The following is a 13344-nucleotide window of genomic DNA, read 5'->3' as shown; positions in this document are numbered from 1 at the left end:
CCAGGCGCCGGCGCACTCCGCAGCACCCACCACGCCGCCGGGCGCCGCACCCCCACCGCCCGCCGGGGCGCCACCTCCCGCCCCGTGACCTCCACCACCGCAAACGCCCAGGTAGACCGTGATCATCCCCACCTCGGGCCCGATCGACCAGCGCCCCTTCCCGCCAGAGGAGAACATGGGTGTCACCACGGATGGACAGGTGGCTTCCCGCACGTCAGCCTCGCAGGCGTGGCGGGAAGTGATCACGGAGAGGCGGCGCGTGTGTCGTTGTTCGGGCGGATCTTCCTGCTGAACGCCCTCGTCCTGGTCGCGGCCGCCAACGTGCTGGTGTTCGGGCCCGCCACGGTCTCCACCCCGGCCCTGCTGCGCGAGGTGCTCGTGCTCACGGCGGGCCTCGGGGTGATGCTGATCGCCAACGCGGTCCTGATCAGGATCGGGCTCGCGCCGCTGGGGCGGCTCACCCGCGCCATGACGACCATCGACCTGCTGAAGCCGGGGCCGCGGCTGGTCGCCAAGGGACACGGGGAGATCGCGGAGCTGATCACCACGTTCAACAGCATGATCGACCGGCTGGAGGCCGAGCGCGGGCACAGCGCGGCGATGGCGTTGTCGGCGCAGGAGTCGGAGCGGCGGCGGATCGCCCAGGAGCTGCACGACGAGGTCGGGCAGTCGCTGACGGCCGTGCTGCTCAGTCTCAAGCGGGTGTCCGACCAGTCGCCGCCGGAGGTGCGCGAGGAGCTGGTGCAGGCGCAGGAGACGACGCGTAGCACGCTCGACGAGATCCGCCGCATCGCGCGCAGGCTGCGTCCCGGTGTGCTGGAGGAGCTGGGCCTCGTGAGCGCGCTCAAGTCGCTGACGACCGAGATCTCCGCCCAGACCGACATCACCGTGCGGCGGTCCTTCGACAAGAACCTGCCCCCGCTCGACGCCGAGACCGAGCTGGTGGTCTACCGGGTCGCCCAGGAGGGCCTCACGAACACCGTCCGCCACGCCGCCGCCACCGAGATCGAGCTCTGCCTCAAGCGGCGGCCGTCGCACGTCGAGCTGAGGCTCACCGACAACGGCAGGGGGATCGGTTCCAGTCCGGAGGGCGCCGGCATCCGGGGAATGCGGGAACGGGCTCTCCTGGTGGGCGCCGAGCTCGGGGTCGGCCCCGCCGGGGCGCGGGGCACCGAGGTTCGGCTCGTGGTGAAGGCGGCGAGTGAATGACGGTGCGCATCCTGCTGGCGGACGACCACGCGCTCGTCCGGCGCGGCGTCCGGATGATCCTCGACAACGAGCCGGACCTCGAGGTGGTCGGCGAGGCCGGTGACGGCGCGGAGGCGATCAGCCTCGCGAAGAACGAGCTGCCGGACCTCGCGATCCTCGACATCGCCATGCCGCGGCTCACGGGGCTGCAAGCCGCGCGGGAGCTGTCACGGCTGCTGCCCGATCTTCGTATCCTCATCCTGACGATGTACGACAACGAGCAGTACTTCTTCGAGGCGCTCAAGGCGGGCGCGTCGGGGTACGTGCTCAAGTCCGTCGCCGACCGAGACCTCGTGGAGGCGTGCCGGTCGGCGATGCGCGGTGAACCGTTCCTGTACCCCGGCGCGGTCAACTCGTTGATCCGCAACTACCTGGAACGGGCGAAGGAGGGGCTGCCACCGCGGACGATCACCGACCGGGAGGAGGAGATCCTCAAGCTGGTCGCGGAGGGGCACTCCTCCAGGGAGATCGCCGACATGCTCGTGATCAGCGTCAAGACCGTCGAGCGGCACCGGGCCAACCTGCTGCAGAAACTCGGGCTCAAGGACCGTCTCGAACTCACCCGGTACGCGATCCGCGCCGGGCTCATCGAACCCTAGGAAACACGAGTGAACGTCGAAGTGACGCCCCTGCCCGGCATAGGGGTCAGGCAGGACTTCTCCATCCGTTCCGGCCGCCGGGTCGGCGTGATCAGCTACCGCGACGGCAAGTTCGAGCTCATCCTGTCCAAGCAGGACGACCCGGACGCGACCGCGGCGTCGATCCCGCTCGCGCCGGAGGAGGCCGGGACGCTGGCAGGGCTGCTCGGGGCGCCGAAGCTCGTGTCCCAGCTCGACCGCGAGCACCGCGACATCGCGGGCATCACGACCCGTCAGCTGCCGGTCGCCGCGTTCGCGGGCCGCACCCTCGGCGACACCTCGCTGCGCACCCGGACGGGCGCGTCCATCGTCGCGGTGGTGCGGTCGGGCAACGCGCACCCGTCACCGGGTCCCGAGTTCCAGTTCCAGAGCGGCGACCTCGTGGTCGTCGTCGGCACCGCGGAGGGCCTCGATGCCGCCGCGGACATCTTGACGGGCGGCTGAGGCACGTGCACGACACAACGATCGCGCTGATCCAGCTGGGTGCGGTCTTCTTCGGTCTGGGCCTGCTCGGCAGGGTCGCGTGGAGATTCGGGATCTCGCCCATCCCGCTGTACCTCGTCGGTGGTCTGGCGTTCGGCTCCGGCGGACTCATCCCGCTGCACGGCATCGAGGAGTTCACGCACCTCGCCAGTGAGATCGGCGTGGTGCTGCTGCTGTTGCTGCTGGGACTCGAGTACTCGGCGTCCGAGCTCACCACCGGTCTGAAGAAGTCCTGGATGGCGGGTCTTCTCGACATCGTCCTCAACGCCGCTCCCGGCGCCATCGTGGCGCTGATGCTCGGCTGGGGACCTGTCGGCGCGCTCGCGATGGCGGGCGTCACCTACATCTCGTCGTCCGGCATCATCGCGAAGGTCCTCGGCGACCTCGGCCGGCTCGGCAACCGCGAGACCCCGGTGATCCTGTCGGTGCTGGTCTTCGAGGACCTCGCGATGGCGGTCTACCTGCCGGTGCTCACCGCGGTGCTGGCGGGCGTCAGCTTCCTCGGCGGCCTCACCTCGGTCGGCATCTCGCTGCTCGCCATCACCGTCGTGCTCGTGGTGGCGCTGAAGTACGGCCGGATCATCTCCGCCGTCGTCGACAGCCCCGACCACGAGGTGTTCCTGCTCAAGCTCCTCGGTTCCGCGCTGCTCGTCGCGGGCATCGCCTCCGAGCTGCAGGTGTCCGCCGCAGTTGGCGCGTTCCTGCTCGGCATCGCGATCTCCGGCTCCACCGCCGAGAACGCGACGCGCCTGCTGGAGCCGCTGCGCGACCTGTTCGCCGCGATGTTCTTCGTGGTGTTCGGCCTGAACACCGACCCGAGCACGATCCCGCCGGTGCTGCTGATGGCCGTGCTGCTCGCGATCGTGACGACGCTGACGAAGGTCGCGACGGGCTGGTGGGCCGCGCGCAGGCAGGGCATCGGGCCGATGGGCCGGGCACGCACGGGTGCCGCGCTCGTCGCCAGAGGGGAGTTCTCGATCGTCATCGCGGGCCTCGCCGTGGCGTCCGGGCACGTGAACGACCAGCTCGCGGCGCTCGCCACCGCGTACGTGCTGCTGATGGCGATCATCGGTCCCATCGCGGCGCGCTTCGTCGAGCCGATCGGCGAGTTCTTCGCACGCCGGAAGCGGGCTGCGACGACGTGAGGTGGCCGGCACTCCTGCTGGCCCTGCTGCTGGCGTTCGTCGGCACGAGCACGCGTCACGCGGAAGCGGACCAGCCGGGAACGGGGCTGAACGCCCCGGTCTCGGCCGTGCACGTGCACACGACGTCATCAGGAGACGCCTGCTGGGCGGTGCCCTGCGCCTGCGGTGGCTCACAGCCGCCGTCGTCACCCGCGCTCGCCGTCCTGGCGAGCGCGGAGAGTGCCGAGGGAACGACCTCGGGTCCGTGGTCGAGCCGGGCACCACCACAGCTGTGGTGGTGCCTCTGCTCCCCGTACCTCTGACCTGAGGAAACTGTCGAGATGTCGATCGTTGCCGCGGTGCTGCTCGCCGCGTCCGTCCTGTTCGGAATCGGCGCGCTCGCGTGGATGGTGGCCAAGAAGGAACCGTTCTACGGCGTCGTCGGCCTGGTCACGCTGTGCGTGCCCAGCTCGTTGTTCGCGGTGCTCTACCTGACGCTCGCCTGACCCGCCGGCCGGTCGAGCTGGGCGAGGCCACGCGCGATGCCCAGCTCGACCAGGTCCTGCGGCCGCAGCCGCAGCTGGTCCGCGGTCTCGCGCACCCGTGACGGGTCGCGCTTCAGGATCGCCGCCGCCAGCTCGGGGGAGATCACCGCGAGGTAGGCGTCCGGCGTCACCCACATCCGCTCCGGCGAGGCGAACGCCAGCGCGCCCCCGGACCCGCCTTCCCCGATCAACAAGGTCGTGACGGGCACGCGGGCCGCGGCGACCGCCGTGAACAGGTCCGCGATCGCCGCCCCCGCGCCCGCCTTCTCCGCCGCCGCGTCGTTCGCGGCGCCGGGGGTGTCGACGAGCGTCAGCACCGGGACGCCCAGCCGGTCGGCGAGCCGGACGAGACGCGCGGCCGTGCGGAACCCGGCGGGACGGGTGGCCGTGCCGCACTGCGCCGCGTACGCGTACGTCACGCCGCCGCGCTGCCCGAACCCGCACAGCACGCCGGGGTCGACGCCGCCGGCCCGGTCGCCGCTGACGGGTTCGTGCCAGGCGAAGTAGGCGGCCAGGTAGTCCTCGGCGTGCGGGCGGAGCGGCGCCCGCGCCCGGTGCACCGCCTCCCAGCCGGTCTCCGGCAACGTCGTGGCACCCAGCGCCGCCGGAACGGGCGCGGCCTCCGCGGCGGGCGTGGTGAGCAGCCGCAGCCATCGCCGCAGCCGGGCCGGCAGCTCCTCGACCGGCATCAGCTGGTCGACCAGTCCCGCCGAGAACTGCTGCGACACCGAGTACCCCGGTGGCCGCACCCGCGACCCGGCGAACCCGACCTGGGCGCCGCGCAGCCCGAGCACGACGTCCGCGCCCGCCCCGAGCGTGGCCCAGCCGCCGCCGGTCGTCGGGTCGCGCAGCACGGCGACGTGGGCGAGCCCCGCCTCGCGGTGCAGCGTGAGCTGCCGGGCGATCCGCGGCAGCTGCATCAGCGCGAGCGTGCCCTCCTGCATCCGGCTGCCCCCGGTCGCGACCAGCGACACGACCGGCACGCGCAGCTCACGGGCCCGCGTGAAGGCGTGCTCGATGCGGGCCCCGGTGCGGGTGCCGAGGGAGCCGCCGAGGAAGCCGAACTCGAACGCCACCAGGACGGCCCGCACACCGCCGATCTCGGCGACCCCGCACACGACGGACTCGCGTTCGCCGGTCTGGGCCGAGGCCGTGACCAGCGCGTCGCCGTAGCCGGGCCAGCCCAGCGGGCCGTCGGCGGACCAGTGACCCGGTTCGCCGGGGAACTCTTCGCCGGCGAACTCCGTGAAGACCTCCGTCAGCCGCCCGGCCAGCGCGCGGGCAGGCTCACGTTCCGAGGGCACGTTTCATCACCTTGCCCATGTCGTTGCGCGGCAACGACTCCACGAACCGCACCCGGCGGGGCCGCTTGTGCGGGGTGAGCAGGCGGGCGACGTGGTCGGACAGCTCGTCGGCCGCCGGTGCGTCGCCGGAGGGCACGACCCAGGCGACGATCCGTTCGCCGAGGTCGTCGTCCGGTTCGCCGGTGACCGCGACCTCCTTCACCGCGGGGTGCTCCAGCAGCGCGTTCTCGATCTCGCCCGCGCCGATCTTGTAGCCGCCGCTCTTGATGATGTCCGTCGCCTTGCGGCCGACGATCCGGTAGTAGCCGTCGGGGTCGCGCGTGCCGACGTCGCCGGTGCGGAACCAGCCGTCCGCGAACGCCTCCGCGGTCGCGTCGGGCCGGTTCAGGTACTCGGTGAACAGGTTCTGCCCGCGCACCTGGATCTCGCCGATCGCGCCGGGCTCGTCCAGCACCGCGCCGTCGTCACCGGCCAGCCGCACCTCGACGCCGGGCAGCGGCAGGCCGACCGCGCCGGGCCTGCGGTCGCCGTCCGCGCGCACGCTGGTGTTCATCAGCGTCTCGGTCATGCCGTACCGCTCGACCACCCGCTGCCCGGTCGCCGCCGCGATCCGCTCGTGGTCGCGCACCGGCAGCGCGGCCGATCCCGAGACCAGCAGCCGGGCCCGTTTCAACGCCGCCGCCAGCTCCCCGTCGGCACCGACCTCCTCGGCGATGCGGTGGTACATCGTCGGGACGCCGAACATCATCGTGCCGTCGTCCTGCAACGCCCGCGTGACCGCCTCGGTCGAGAACTTCCCGAGGTGGTTCAGGGTGCCGCCGCGGCGCAACGGCCCCAGCACACCGAGGATCAGCCCGTGCACGTGGAACAACGGCAACGCGTGCACCAGCACGTCGTCTTCGGTCCACTCCCACGCCTCGGCGATGGCGTCCAACGTCGACACGATCGCCCGTCGCGGCAGCACGACGCCCTTCGGCGAGCCGGTGGTGCCCGAGGTGTAGACGATCAGCGCAGGTGCCTCGGCACCGGGTTCGGCGGGCAGCTCGCCGTCCCCGCCCTCCAGCGTGACGTCCAGGCGCGGCAGGTCCGCGAGCCCCGCCGGGAGCTCCACGCCGGGAGCCGCCAGCACGCTCGCGGGCGCGCTGTCGCCGAGGATGTGCGCCAGCTCGCGCTCGCCGACCTTCGGGTTGAGCGGCACGGCGGGCACCCCGGCGAGCAGGGCCGCGACGACCGCCACGCACGTCTCGATGGCCGGGGTGGCCCACACGGCCACCCGAGGCGACCCGGCGAGCCGCCGGGCCAGCGCTCCGGCGCAGGACGCCAGCTCGGCGTGGGTCAGGGAGCGGTCGCCGAAGCGGAGGGCGACGCGGCCGGACTGCAAGTCGAACATGACCTCACCAGGTTCCCGGGACGACGAGGGCGAGCCAGACCAGTGGGGGCGCCGCCGCCGCCATGATCCCGCCGTAGACCATGAGCTGCTTGAAGAACGTGTCGCGATCGACATCCTGAGCGCCCGCGAGGACAAGGGCGCCGTTGGTGGAGAACGGGCTGACGTCGACGACCGTCGCGGACACGGCGAGGGCCGCGATCAGCCCGACCGAGCTGACCTCGCCCTGCAGCAGGAACGGCACGGCCAGCGGGATCAGCGCGCCCATGATGCCGACCGACGAGGCGAACGCCGACACGACCGCGCCGATGTAGCAGATCAGCAGCGCCGCGAGCAGGGGAGCGCCGACCCCGGCGACGGAGTCGCCCGCCCACTTGATCGTGCCCATCGTCTGGAGCACGGCGACGTAGGTGAGGATGCCGCAGATCAGCAGCACGGTCGGCCAGGTGATCTGGGTGATGGCCTGCTTGGACGTCTCCGGCCACACCACGCTGAGCAGCACGGCGACGGTGATGGCGGCGAGGCCGACGTCGAGGTCGAAGCCCAGCGCCGCGATGACCAGCGCGACCAGGCCGACGAGGGTGGCGATGCGCGGCGCGGTCAGCGTGACGCGTTCTTCCTCCACATCGTCGGCGTCGTCACCGGCCCCGCTCCCGGTGCGGACGAGTGCGGGCGTGTCGACGGCGCGCCGCGCCAGCTTCATGCCGCCGAGCGCCACGAACACCACGGCGGCGATCAGCAGGTTCACCACGAGACTCGCCAGGAACAGCACGACCTCGCCGCCCGGCAGCCCTTCCTTGGCCACGATCTCGTTGACGATCGTGCCGTAGATGCTGATGGGGGAGAAACCGCCGGCCTGCGCGCCGTGCACCACCATCACACCCATCAGCAGCGGGTTGATCCGGTACTTGGCCGCGAACCCCATGGCGATCGGCGCGACGATCGCGACCGCCGCCGGGCTGACCGCGCCGATCGCCGTCAGCACGCCGGTGATCGCGAACATCACCCACGGCATCAGCGCGATCCGGCCGCCGACCAGCCGGATCGCCCGGTGCACCAGCCAGTCCGTGGTCCCGTTGGCCCGCGCGATGGCGAACAGGAACGTCACCCCGACCAGCACCACGAACAACGAGCCGGGGAAGCCCTTGAAGATGTCGTCGGTCTCCATGTCCGCGACCAGCGTGCCGACCCCGAAGGCCGCGGCGAACGCCAGCGCCCCCATGTTGATCGACCGCGTCGTGGCGATCACGAACACCACGACCAGCACGAGTATCGAGACCAGTTCGGCTGACATGCAGGGCTCCCGTCGTCAGGGCCTCGCGCAGGGGGGGCGGGTGGCCGGGCTCACAGTGGCCAAGTGGCTCAGCCACTTTCCGCCCTCGCTCGACCCGCTGTCAAGAGGTGGCCTAGTGGCTGAGCCACTTGGCCCGATATCCTGGGCGGATGTCCGAGGCACTGCGGCCCGTGGTCAAGTCCCGCCTGTACGAGCAGGTGCTCGAACGGCTGCGCGCCCACGTCACCGAGACGGGGCTGAAGGCGGGGGACAGGCTGCCCGCCGAACGCGACCTGGCGGCGAGCCTCGGCGTGAGCCGCGCGTCGGTCAAGCAGGCGATCGTGGTGCTGGAGGTGCAGGGCCTGGTCGAGGCCCGGCACGGCGGCGGCACCTACCTCGTCCGCGACACCCTCGACGTGGAGCCGGTCGAACGGCTGGTGGAGCGCCGCGAGCGGCTCCCGGAGGTGCTGGAGGCCCGCGAGGCCCTGGAGACCAAGCTCGCCGAGCTCGCCGCCGAACGCCGCACCGAGGCCGAGCTGGAGGACATCCGGCAGGCCCTCGCCTTCATGCGCGAGGAGGTCGAGAACGGCGACAACGGCGTGGAAGGCGATCGCCGCTTCCACGCCGCCGTCACCGCCGCCGCCCACAGTTCGCTGCTCGCGGACTTCATGAAGACCATCGCCGCCCAGATCACCGAGAGCCGCACCGAGTCGCTGCGCCAGCCGGGCCGTCCGTCCCGGTCGCTCGCGCAGCACACGGCGATCTACGAGGCCATCGCCGCGGGCGACGGCAAGAAGGCCGCCGCGGCGATGCGCAGGCACGTGCGCACCGTCGCGAAGGTGCGGCTGCTCAGCTGGGTGCCGGAAGACTGACCGCCGCGGGGACGGCCTGGCGTTCCAGCCACGTCAGGACCACCCGGTTCAGCTCGTCCGGCCTCTCCTGCTGGATCCAGTGCCCGCAGTCCAGGCTGACCACGTCCACGGCGGGCACGAACCGGTGCAGGGTCGTGGACCTCGGGATCGTGTCCCGGTCGCCGTAGACCATCAGCGACGGCTGGTGGACGACGGGATCGGCGCCCGACAGCAGGTGCCAGTCGCGGTCGAGGTTGCGGTACCAGTTCAGGCCGGCCGTGAACCCCGACGACTCGAAGGCGGAGACGAAGACGCCCAGGTCGCTCTCGCTCATCAAAGGGTCGCCGAGTGGCGTTTCCGCTTGGGCGAGTGCGAGCAGCGGCATACCCGGCCGCGGTGGCTGTGGTGGCTCGTTCTTGCGGAAGAGGTTGCGCAGGAACCGGGAGGTGTTCTCCTCGAACACAGCGTCGGCGACACCGGGGTGGCGGTTGAAGTGGACGAGGTGCGAGTCGGTGCCGGCCACGTCCTCCAGGACCTCGATCCAGGGCCTCTCCCCGCGTTCGAGGTAGGGCAGGCTCAGGTTGACCAGCCTGGACACGCGCTTCGGGTGCAGCACGGCGAGGCTCCAGACGACGAACGCGCCCCAGTCGTGGCCGATGAAGGTGGCGTCGTCGTAGCCGTAGTGGTCGAGGAGCGCGACGAGATCACCCGTCAGGTGCTCGATGTCGTACTCCGTGACCCCGGCCGGACGGGACGAGCGCCCGAAACCCCGCTGGTTGGGGACGATCACGTGGTAGCCCGCCGCCGCGAGCGCGGGCATCTGGTGCCGCCAGGCGAAGGCGTGCTCGGGCCAGCCGTGGCAGAGCACGACGGGGTTGCCCGCATTGTGCCGTCCAGCCTCGAAGACTTCGAGCTCCACGCCGTTGACGGCGACGGTGGTGGGTTCGGGGAACGTCATGGGGCCATCCTGCGAGCTAAACCGGTCAACCCGTGACCGGTTTGTGTGCCAGTGTTCCCAGGGTGGGAACCGACCGGCTGGTGGCCGTCCTCCTCCTGTTGCAGCGGCGCGAGCACGTGACGGCCGCGGAGGTCGCGCGGGAGCTGGAGGTCTCCGAGCGCACCGCCCGTCGCGACCTCGACGCCCTCGCCAGGGCCGGTGTGCCCCTGTACTCGACGCAGGGCAGGGGAGGGGGCTGGCGTCTGGTCGGCGGTGCCCGCACCGACCTGTCCGGCCTGACCGCGAGCGAGGCCCGCGCCCTGTTCCTGGTCGCCGGTCCCGCCTCCGCCGCCACCCCCGCCGTGAAAGCCGCGCTGCGCAAGCTCGTCCTGGCCCTGCCGGAACCCTTCCGGGTGCAGGCGGAAGCCGCGGCGTCGGCACTGGTCGTGGACCCGCGACCGTGGGGTGGCAGCAGGGTGGAGCGGCGGACGCCGCCGTTGCTCGACGAGCTGCAGGACGCGGTGATTCGCGGCGTCCAGGCGCGGATCGGCTACGTCGACGGCACCGGTGCGGGCACGGAGCGAACGGTGCACCCGCTGGGCATCGTCGCCAAGGGACCGTGGTGGTACCTCGTCACGGACACCGGCTCCGGCCGGCGGACCTTCCGGATCGACCGCGTGAGGTCCGTCGAGCCGACCACCGACCCGGTGCGCCGCCCGAGCGGCTTCGACCTCGCCGAGAGCTGGCGCGAGCTGGCCGGCGAGGTCGAACGCAGGCGGACACCCCTCGAGGCCAGGGCGCTGTGCGTGCCCCACGAGCTGTCCCGGCTCAGGATGATCATCGGCGACCGCCTGGAGGTGGGAGGGGCCGCACCCGACGGCCGCGTGCAGGTCGTGGTCAGGGGCTACAACGCGTACGCGCTCGCCGGTGAGCTGGCGGGACTGGTCGACTGGGTCGACGTGACCGGTCCGCCGTCCGTGCGCGCCCACCTGGCGGCGATGGGCCGCGCGCTCGCCGGCCGCTACGGCTCCGCGTATCGGGACGGGTTCTCATAGAGCTCTGAGTTCGGGTCAGTAGCTTCGACCGGGCCTTCGACAAGCCAGACCAGGAGGATTCCATGAGAATCACGTACCGGCTCGCGACATCGATGCTCAGCCTGGCCGCGGTGTTCCTGCTGACACTGGCCGGCTCGCCGGTCACCGCCTCGGCGCAGACGTCCTCGGAGACCCCGGCGTGGAACCTGACGCAGTGGCAGAAGACGCTCCGCATGTGCGTCCAGGCCGGCCAGCGGGAACACGGCTCCTACTTCATATACCAGGTGACCGGGACCTGGAAGTCCCTGAGGGCCGGGATGAGTGATCTTCCACCCGGCTGGTCCTCCGTGGAGTACGAGATCGGGTCCAGCGACCACTTCGTCCGTCCCGACGGTTCGACCAAGTACTTCGGGATCATGCCCGCGGAAGGCCCTGCCTCGGTGCCGCTGGGAACCTACTCCGCGCACATCTGGGTGACGGACGGGACCGTGACCCAGACGACCCCGGCCGACATCGTCGTCACCACGGAGGACTGGGTCGACTGCATGAACTAGTGATGCGTCTCGCGACGTAGACGGCACAACGGCCCCGGCCGGCAGACCGTTCGCTCCACTGCGGAGCGGTCTGCCGCGCCGGGGCCGCCGCGTTGGTCACTCGAATGCAAACGAACTCGGAACTTCGCCGGAAGTGCAGCCCTGACGCGGGAACCGAGAGCCGCGTGGGTTCACCGTGTGCCACCTGCCGACCGGGCTGCTCCGCCCCGTGGAGGTGTCTTCGCCCCCGATCGGGTCTCGTCATTTCGGAGGGGCGGTGACGGTGGGATGGTGGGTCGCATGGGAGGTTCAGCAACGGGGTTCGGTTCGGCGTCGACGCCGAACCGGTCACGCGCGATGCGCGGTGGCCGCGGAACACCCGCGCAGGCGTCGTGCCGCGCTGCCGAGAGCTCCCTCTTCCGTGTGCGAGGGGCGTCCGTTCCTCGCCTGTTACCCACCGCGAACGCGCACCGGAGCCGCTGACCGCCCCCGTCACGGCCGCGACCGGTCCCGCGTGGCGTGAATCCGGAGTGGACGCGTCGTCCGACGCTGCCCGCACACTCACGGGAAGGACCCCCATGACCGCTGTCACCGCCGGAAAGGGCCTGCGGGACCACGTGCAGGCCCTCGAGTTCTGGCAGACGCTGATCGACCTGGTGAAGTACAGGTCCACGGCCGACGAGCCGGACCCGCCCCTGCACGCCACCGCGGAGGTGATCGCCGGGCTGTTCCGCTCGGTCGGCCTGAGCAGCGCCGACGTCATCACCATCAGCCACGAGGGCAAGACCTCCGCGCCCCTGGTGTACGCGGACCAGCGCTCGGACACCAAGGGCGCGCCGACGGTCCTGCTGTATGCGCACTACGACGTGCAACCCGCCGACGAGACGAAGTGGACGGTCACCAAACCGTTCGTGCCGAAGGAAGTCACGGCGAACGGTGACACCCGCCTGTACGGACGTGGTGCCGCAGACGACAAATCCGGGGTCGTCCTGCACCTGGGCGCGCTGAAAGCCTTGCGGGACACGTGGTCGAAGCTCCCGATCAACGTCAAGCTCGTCGTCGAGGGCGAGGAGGAGAGCAGCAGCGTGCTCGACTCCTACGTCGACGCCCACCCGGAGGACCCCCGCTTCCAGGCCGACCTGATCATCGTCGCCGACACCGGGAACCTGGCGGTCGGCCAGCCCGCGCTCACCTCCACCCTGCGCGGCATCGTCGCGGTGGACGTCACCGTGAAGACGCTCGCCGCAGAGGTCCACAGCGGCATGTACGGCGGACCGGCACCCGACGCGTTCATGACGCTCGTGCGGCTCCTGTCGACCCTGCACGACGCCAACGGGGACGTCGCCGTCGCCGGTCTGACCCGCTTCGAGCACGACTGGGCGCCCGTGCGGGAGGAGCAGTACCGCAAGGACGCCGGGGTGGAGCCGGGGGTCGGCCTCGTCGGCACCGGCACGATCGCGCAGCGCCTGTTCGGCCGCCCGTCCGTCAACGTCGTGGGCCTGCGGGGCGCGCCGAGCATGGACCGGCCGGCCAACGTGCTGACACCGGAGGTGACGGCCCGGATCAGCGTGCGGCTCGCGCCCAACCAGGACCCGGACGCGGCGCTCAAGGCGCTGCGGGAGCACATCGAGACCCACGCTCCGGAGGCCGTGGTCCGCCAGGTGGTTCCGGTGAGCCTCGGCCAGGGTTTCGCCGCCTACCAGGGCCCGCACCACGCCGCCGTCGAGACCGCGCTCAAGACCGCCTACAAGACCGACGCCGTGGCGCAGTCCGGTCAGGGCGGTTCCATCCCGCTGGTCTCCGCGCTCCACGCCGCCAACCCGAGCTCGGACATCGTGCTGTGGGGCTGCGAGGAACCACTGGCCAACATCCACGGGAACGACGAGAGCGTCAGCCGCTCCGAGCTGGAGCACATGACCCTCGCCGAGGCGCTGCTGCTGGACGCGCTCGCCGCTCCCGCCCGCTGACCACCTCCCGACCGGGACGG

At 71.5% G+C, this 13344-nt stretch carries 14 protein-coding genes; 10 read left to right on the top strand and 4 right to left on the bottom strand.

Annotation, left to right across the window (positions count from 1 at the left end; genetic code table 11):
• Positions 1 to 228: 228 nt before the first annotated feature.
• The 6 genes from BLT23_RS22095 to BLT23_RS40860 are packed head-to-tail and all read left to right on the top strand — an operon-like array spanning position 229 to position 3999.
• A complete protein-coding gene (locus BLT23_RS22095; protein WP_245744092.1) occupies positions 229 to 1209 on the top strand; it encodes a sensor histidine kinase in 981 nt (326 codons plus the stop codon).
• On the top strand, positions 1206 to 1847 hold the full coding sequence (locus tag BLT23_RS22090; protein ID WP_090051743.1) for a response regulator: 642 nt from the start codon (positions 1206 to 1208) through the stop codon (positions 1845 to 1847). The genes BLT23_RS22095 and BLT23_RS22090 overlap by 4 nt, the downstream gene beginning before the upstream one ends.
• Positions 1848 to 1856: 9 nt before the next feature.
• Positions 1857 to 2330, top strand: coding sequence for a cation:proton antiporter regulatory subunit (locus BLT23_RS22085; RefSeq protein WP_090051742.1), 474 nt, complete (start codon positions 1857 to 1859; stop codon positions 2328 to 2330).
• Between the two features lie 5 nt (positions 2331 to 2335).
• Complete coding sequence (locus tag BLT23_RS22080; RefSeq protein ID WP_090051741.1) at positions 2336 to 3514, top strand: cation:proton antiporter; 1179 nt, start codon at positions 2336 to 2338, stop codon at positions 3512 to 3514.
• Positions 3511 to 3816, top strand: a complete 306-nt coding sequence (locus BLT23_RS22075) for a hypothetical protein (protein WP_090051740.1) — start codon at positions 3511 to 3513, stop codon at positions 3814 to 3816. The genes BLT23_RS22080 and BLT23_RS22075 overlap by 4 nt, the downstream gene beginning before the upstream one ends.
• 18 nt (positions 3817 to 3834) lie before the next feature.
• Complete coding sequence (locus BLT23_RS40860) at positions 3835 to 3999, top strand: hypothetical protein (protein ID WP_176946871.1); 165 nt, start codon at positions 3835 to 3837, stop codon at positions 3997 to 3999.
• Here the strand turns inward: BLT23_RS40860 and BLT23_RS22070 are convergent.
• From BLT23_RS22070 to BLT23_RS22060, 3 genes are read right to left on the bottom strand one after another with little or no spacing between them, the layout of a single operon-like run.
• Positions 3981 to 5342, bottom strand: coding sequence for a carboxyl transferase domain-containing protein (locus BLT23_RS22070; protein ID WP_245744091.1), 1362 nt, complete (start codon positions 5340 to 5342; stop codon positions 3981 to 3983). The two genes, BLT23_RS40860 and BLT23_RS22070, sit on opposite strands and share 19 nt — an antisense overlap.
• On the bottom strand, positions 5326 to 6732 hold the full coding sequence (locus BLT23_RS22065) for an acyl-CoA synthetase (protein ID WP_090051739.1): 1407 nt from the start codon (positions 6730 to 6732) through the stop codon (positions 5326 to 5328). Before BLT23_RS22065 ends, BLT23_RS22070 begins: the two co-directional genes overlap by 17 nt.
• Positions 6733 to 6736: 4 nt before the next feature.
• The gene (locus BLT23_RS22060; RefSeq protein ID WP_090051738.1) at positions 6737 to 8023 is read right to left on the bottom strand and encodes an SLC13 family permease; all 1287 of its coding nucleotides are present in this window, start codon (positions 8021 to 8023) and stop codon (positions 6737 to 6739) included.
• Between the two features lie 149 nt (positions 8024 to 8172).
• Between BLT23_RS22060 and BLT23_RS22055 the strand changes: the two genes are divergently transcribed.
• Positions 8173 to 8874: a FadR/GntR family transcriptional regulator gene (locus tag BLT23_RS22055; protein WP_090051737.1), complete on the top strand. Its 702-nt coding sequence runs from the start codon at positions 8173 to 8175 to the stop codon at positions 8872 to 8874.
• Here BLT23_RS22055 and BLT23_RS22050 read toward each other — a convergent pair.
• Positions 8852 to 9811, bottom strand: coding sequence for an alpha/beta fold hydrolase (locus BLT23_RS22050; RefSeq protein WP_090051736.1), 960 nt, complete (start codon positions 9809 to 9811; stop codon positions 8852 to 8854). The two genes, BLT23_RS22055 and BLT23_RS22050, sit on opposite strands and share 23 nt — an antisense overlap.
• 62 nt (positions 9812 to 9873) lie before the next feature.
• Between BLT23_RS22050 and BLT23_RS22045 the strand changes: the two genes are divergently transcribed.
• The 3 genes from BLT23_RS22045 (at position 9874) to BLT23_RS22035 (ending at position 13324) form a co-directional block, all read left to right on the top strand.
• Entirely contained in the window at positions 9874 to 10845 is a 972-nt protein-coding gene (locus tag BLT23_RS22045; RefSeq protein ID WP_090051735.1) for a helix-turn-helix transcriptional regulator, read from the top strand.
• A gap of 62 nt (positions 10846 to 10907) precedes the next feature.
• Entirely contained in the window at positions 10908 to 11378 is a 471-nt protein-coding gene (locus BLT23_RS22040; RefSeq protein WP_090051734.1) for a DUF5980 family protein, read from the top strand.
• Between the two features lie 557 nt (positions 11379 to 11935).
• Complete coding sequence (locus BLT23_RS22035; protein WP_090051733.1) at positions 11936 to 13324, top strand: M20/M25/M40 family metallo-hydrolase; 1389 nt, start codon at positions 11936 to 11938, stop codon at positions 13322 to 13324.
• Positions 13325 to 13344 lie beyond the last annotated feature (20 nt).

The organism is Lentzea fradiae (genome assembly GCF_900100955.1).
Taxonomy (GTDB): domain Bacteria; phylum Actinomycetota; class Actinomycetes; order Mycobacteriales; family Pseudonocardiaceae; genus Lentzea; species Lentzea fradiae.
This window is presented reverse-complemented; position numbering and strand designations above follow the sequence as displayed.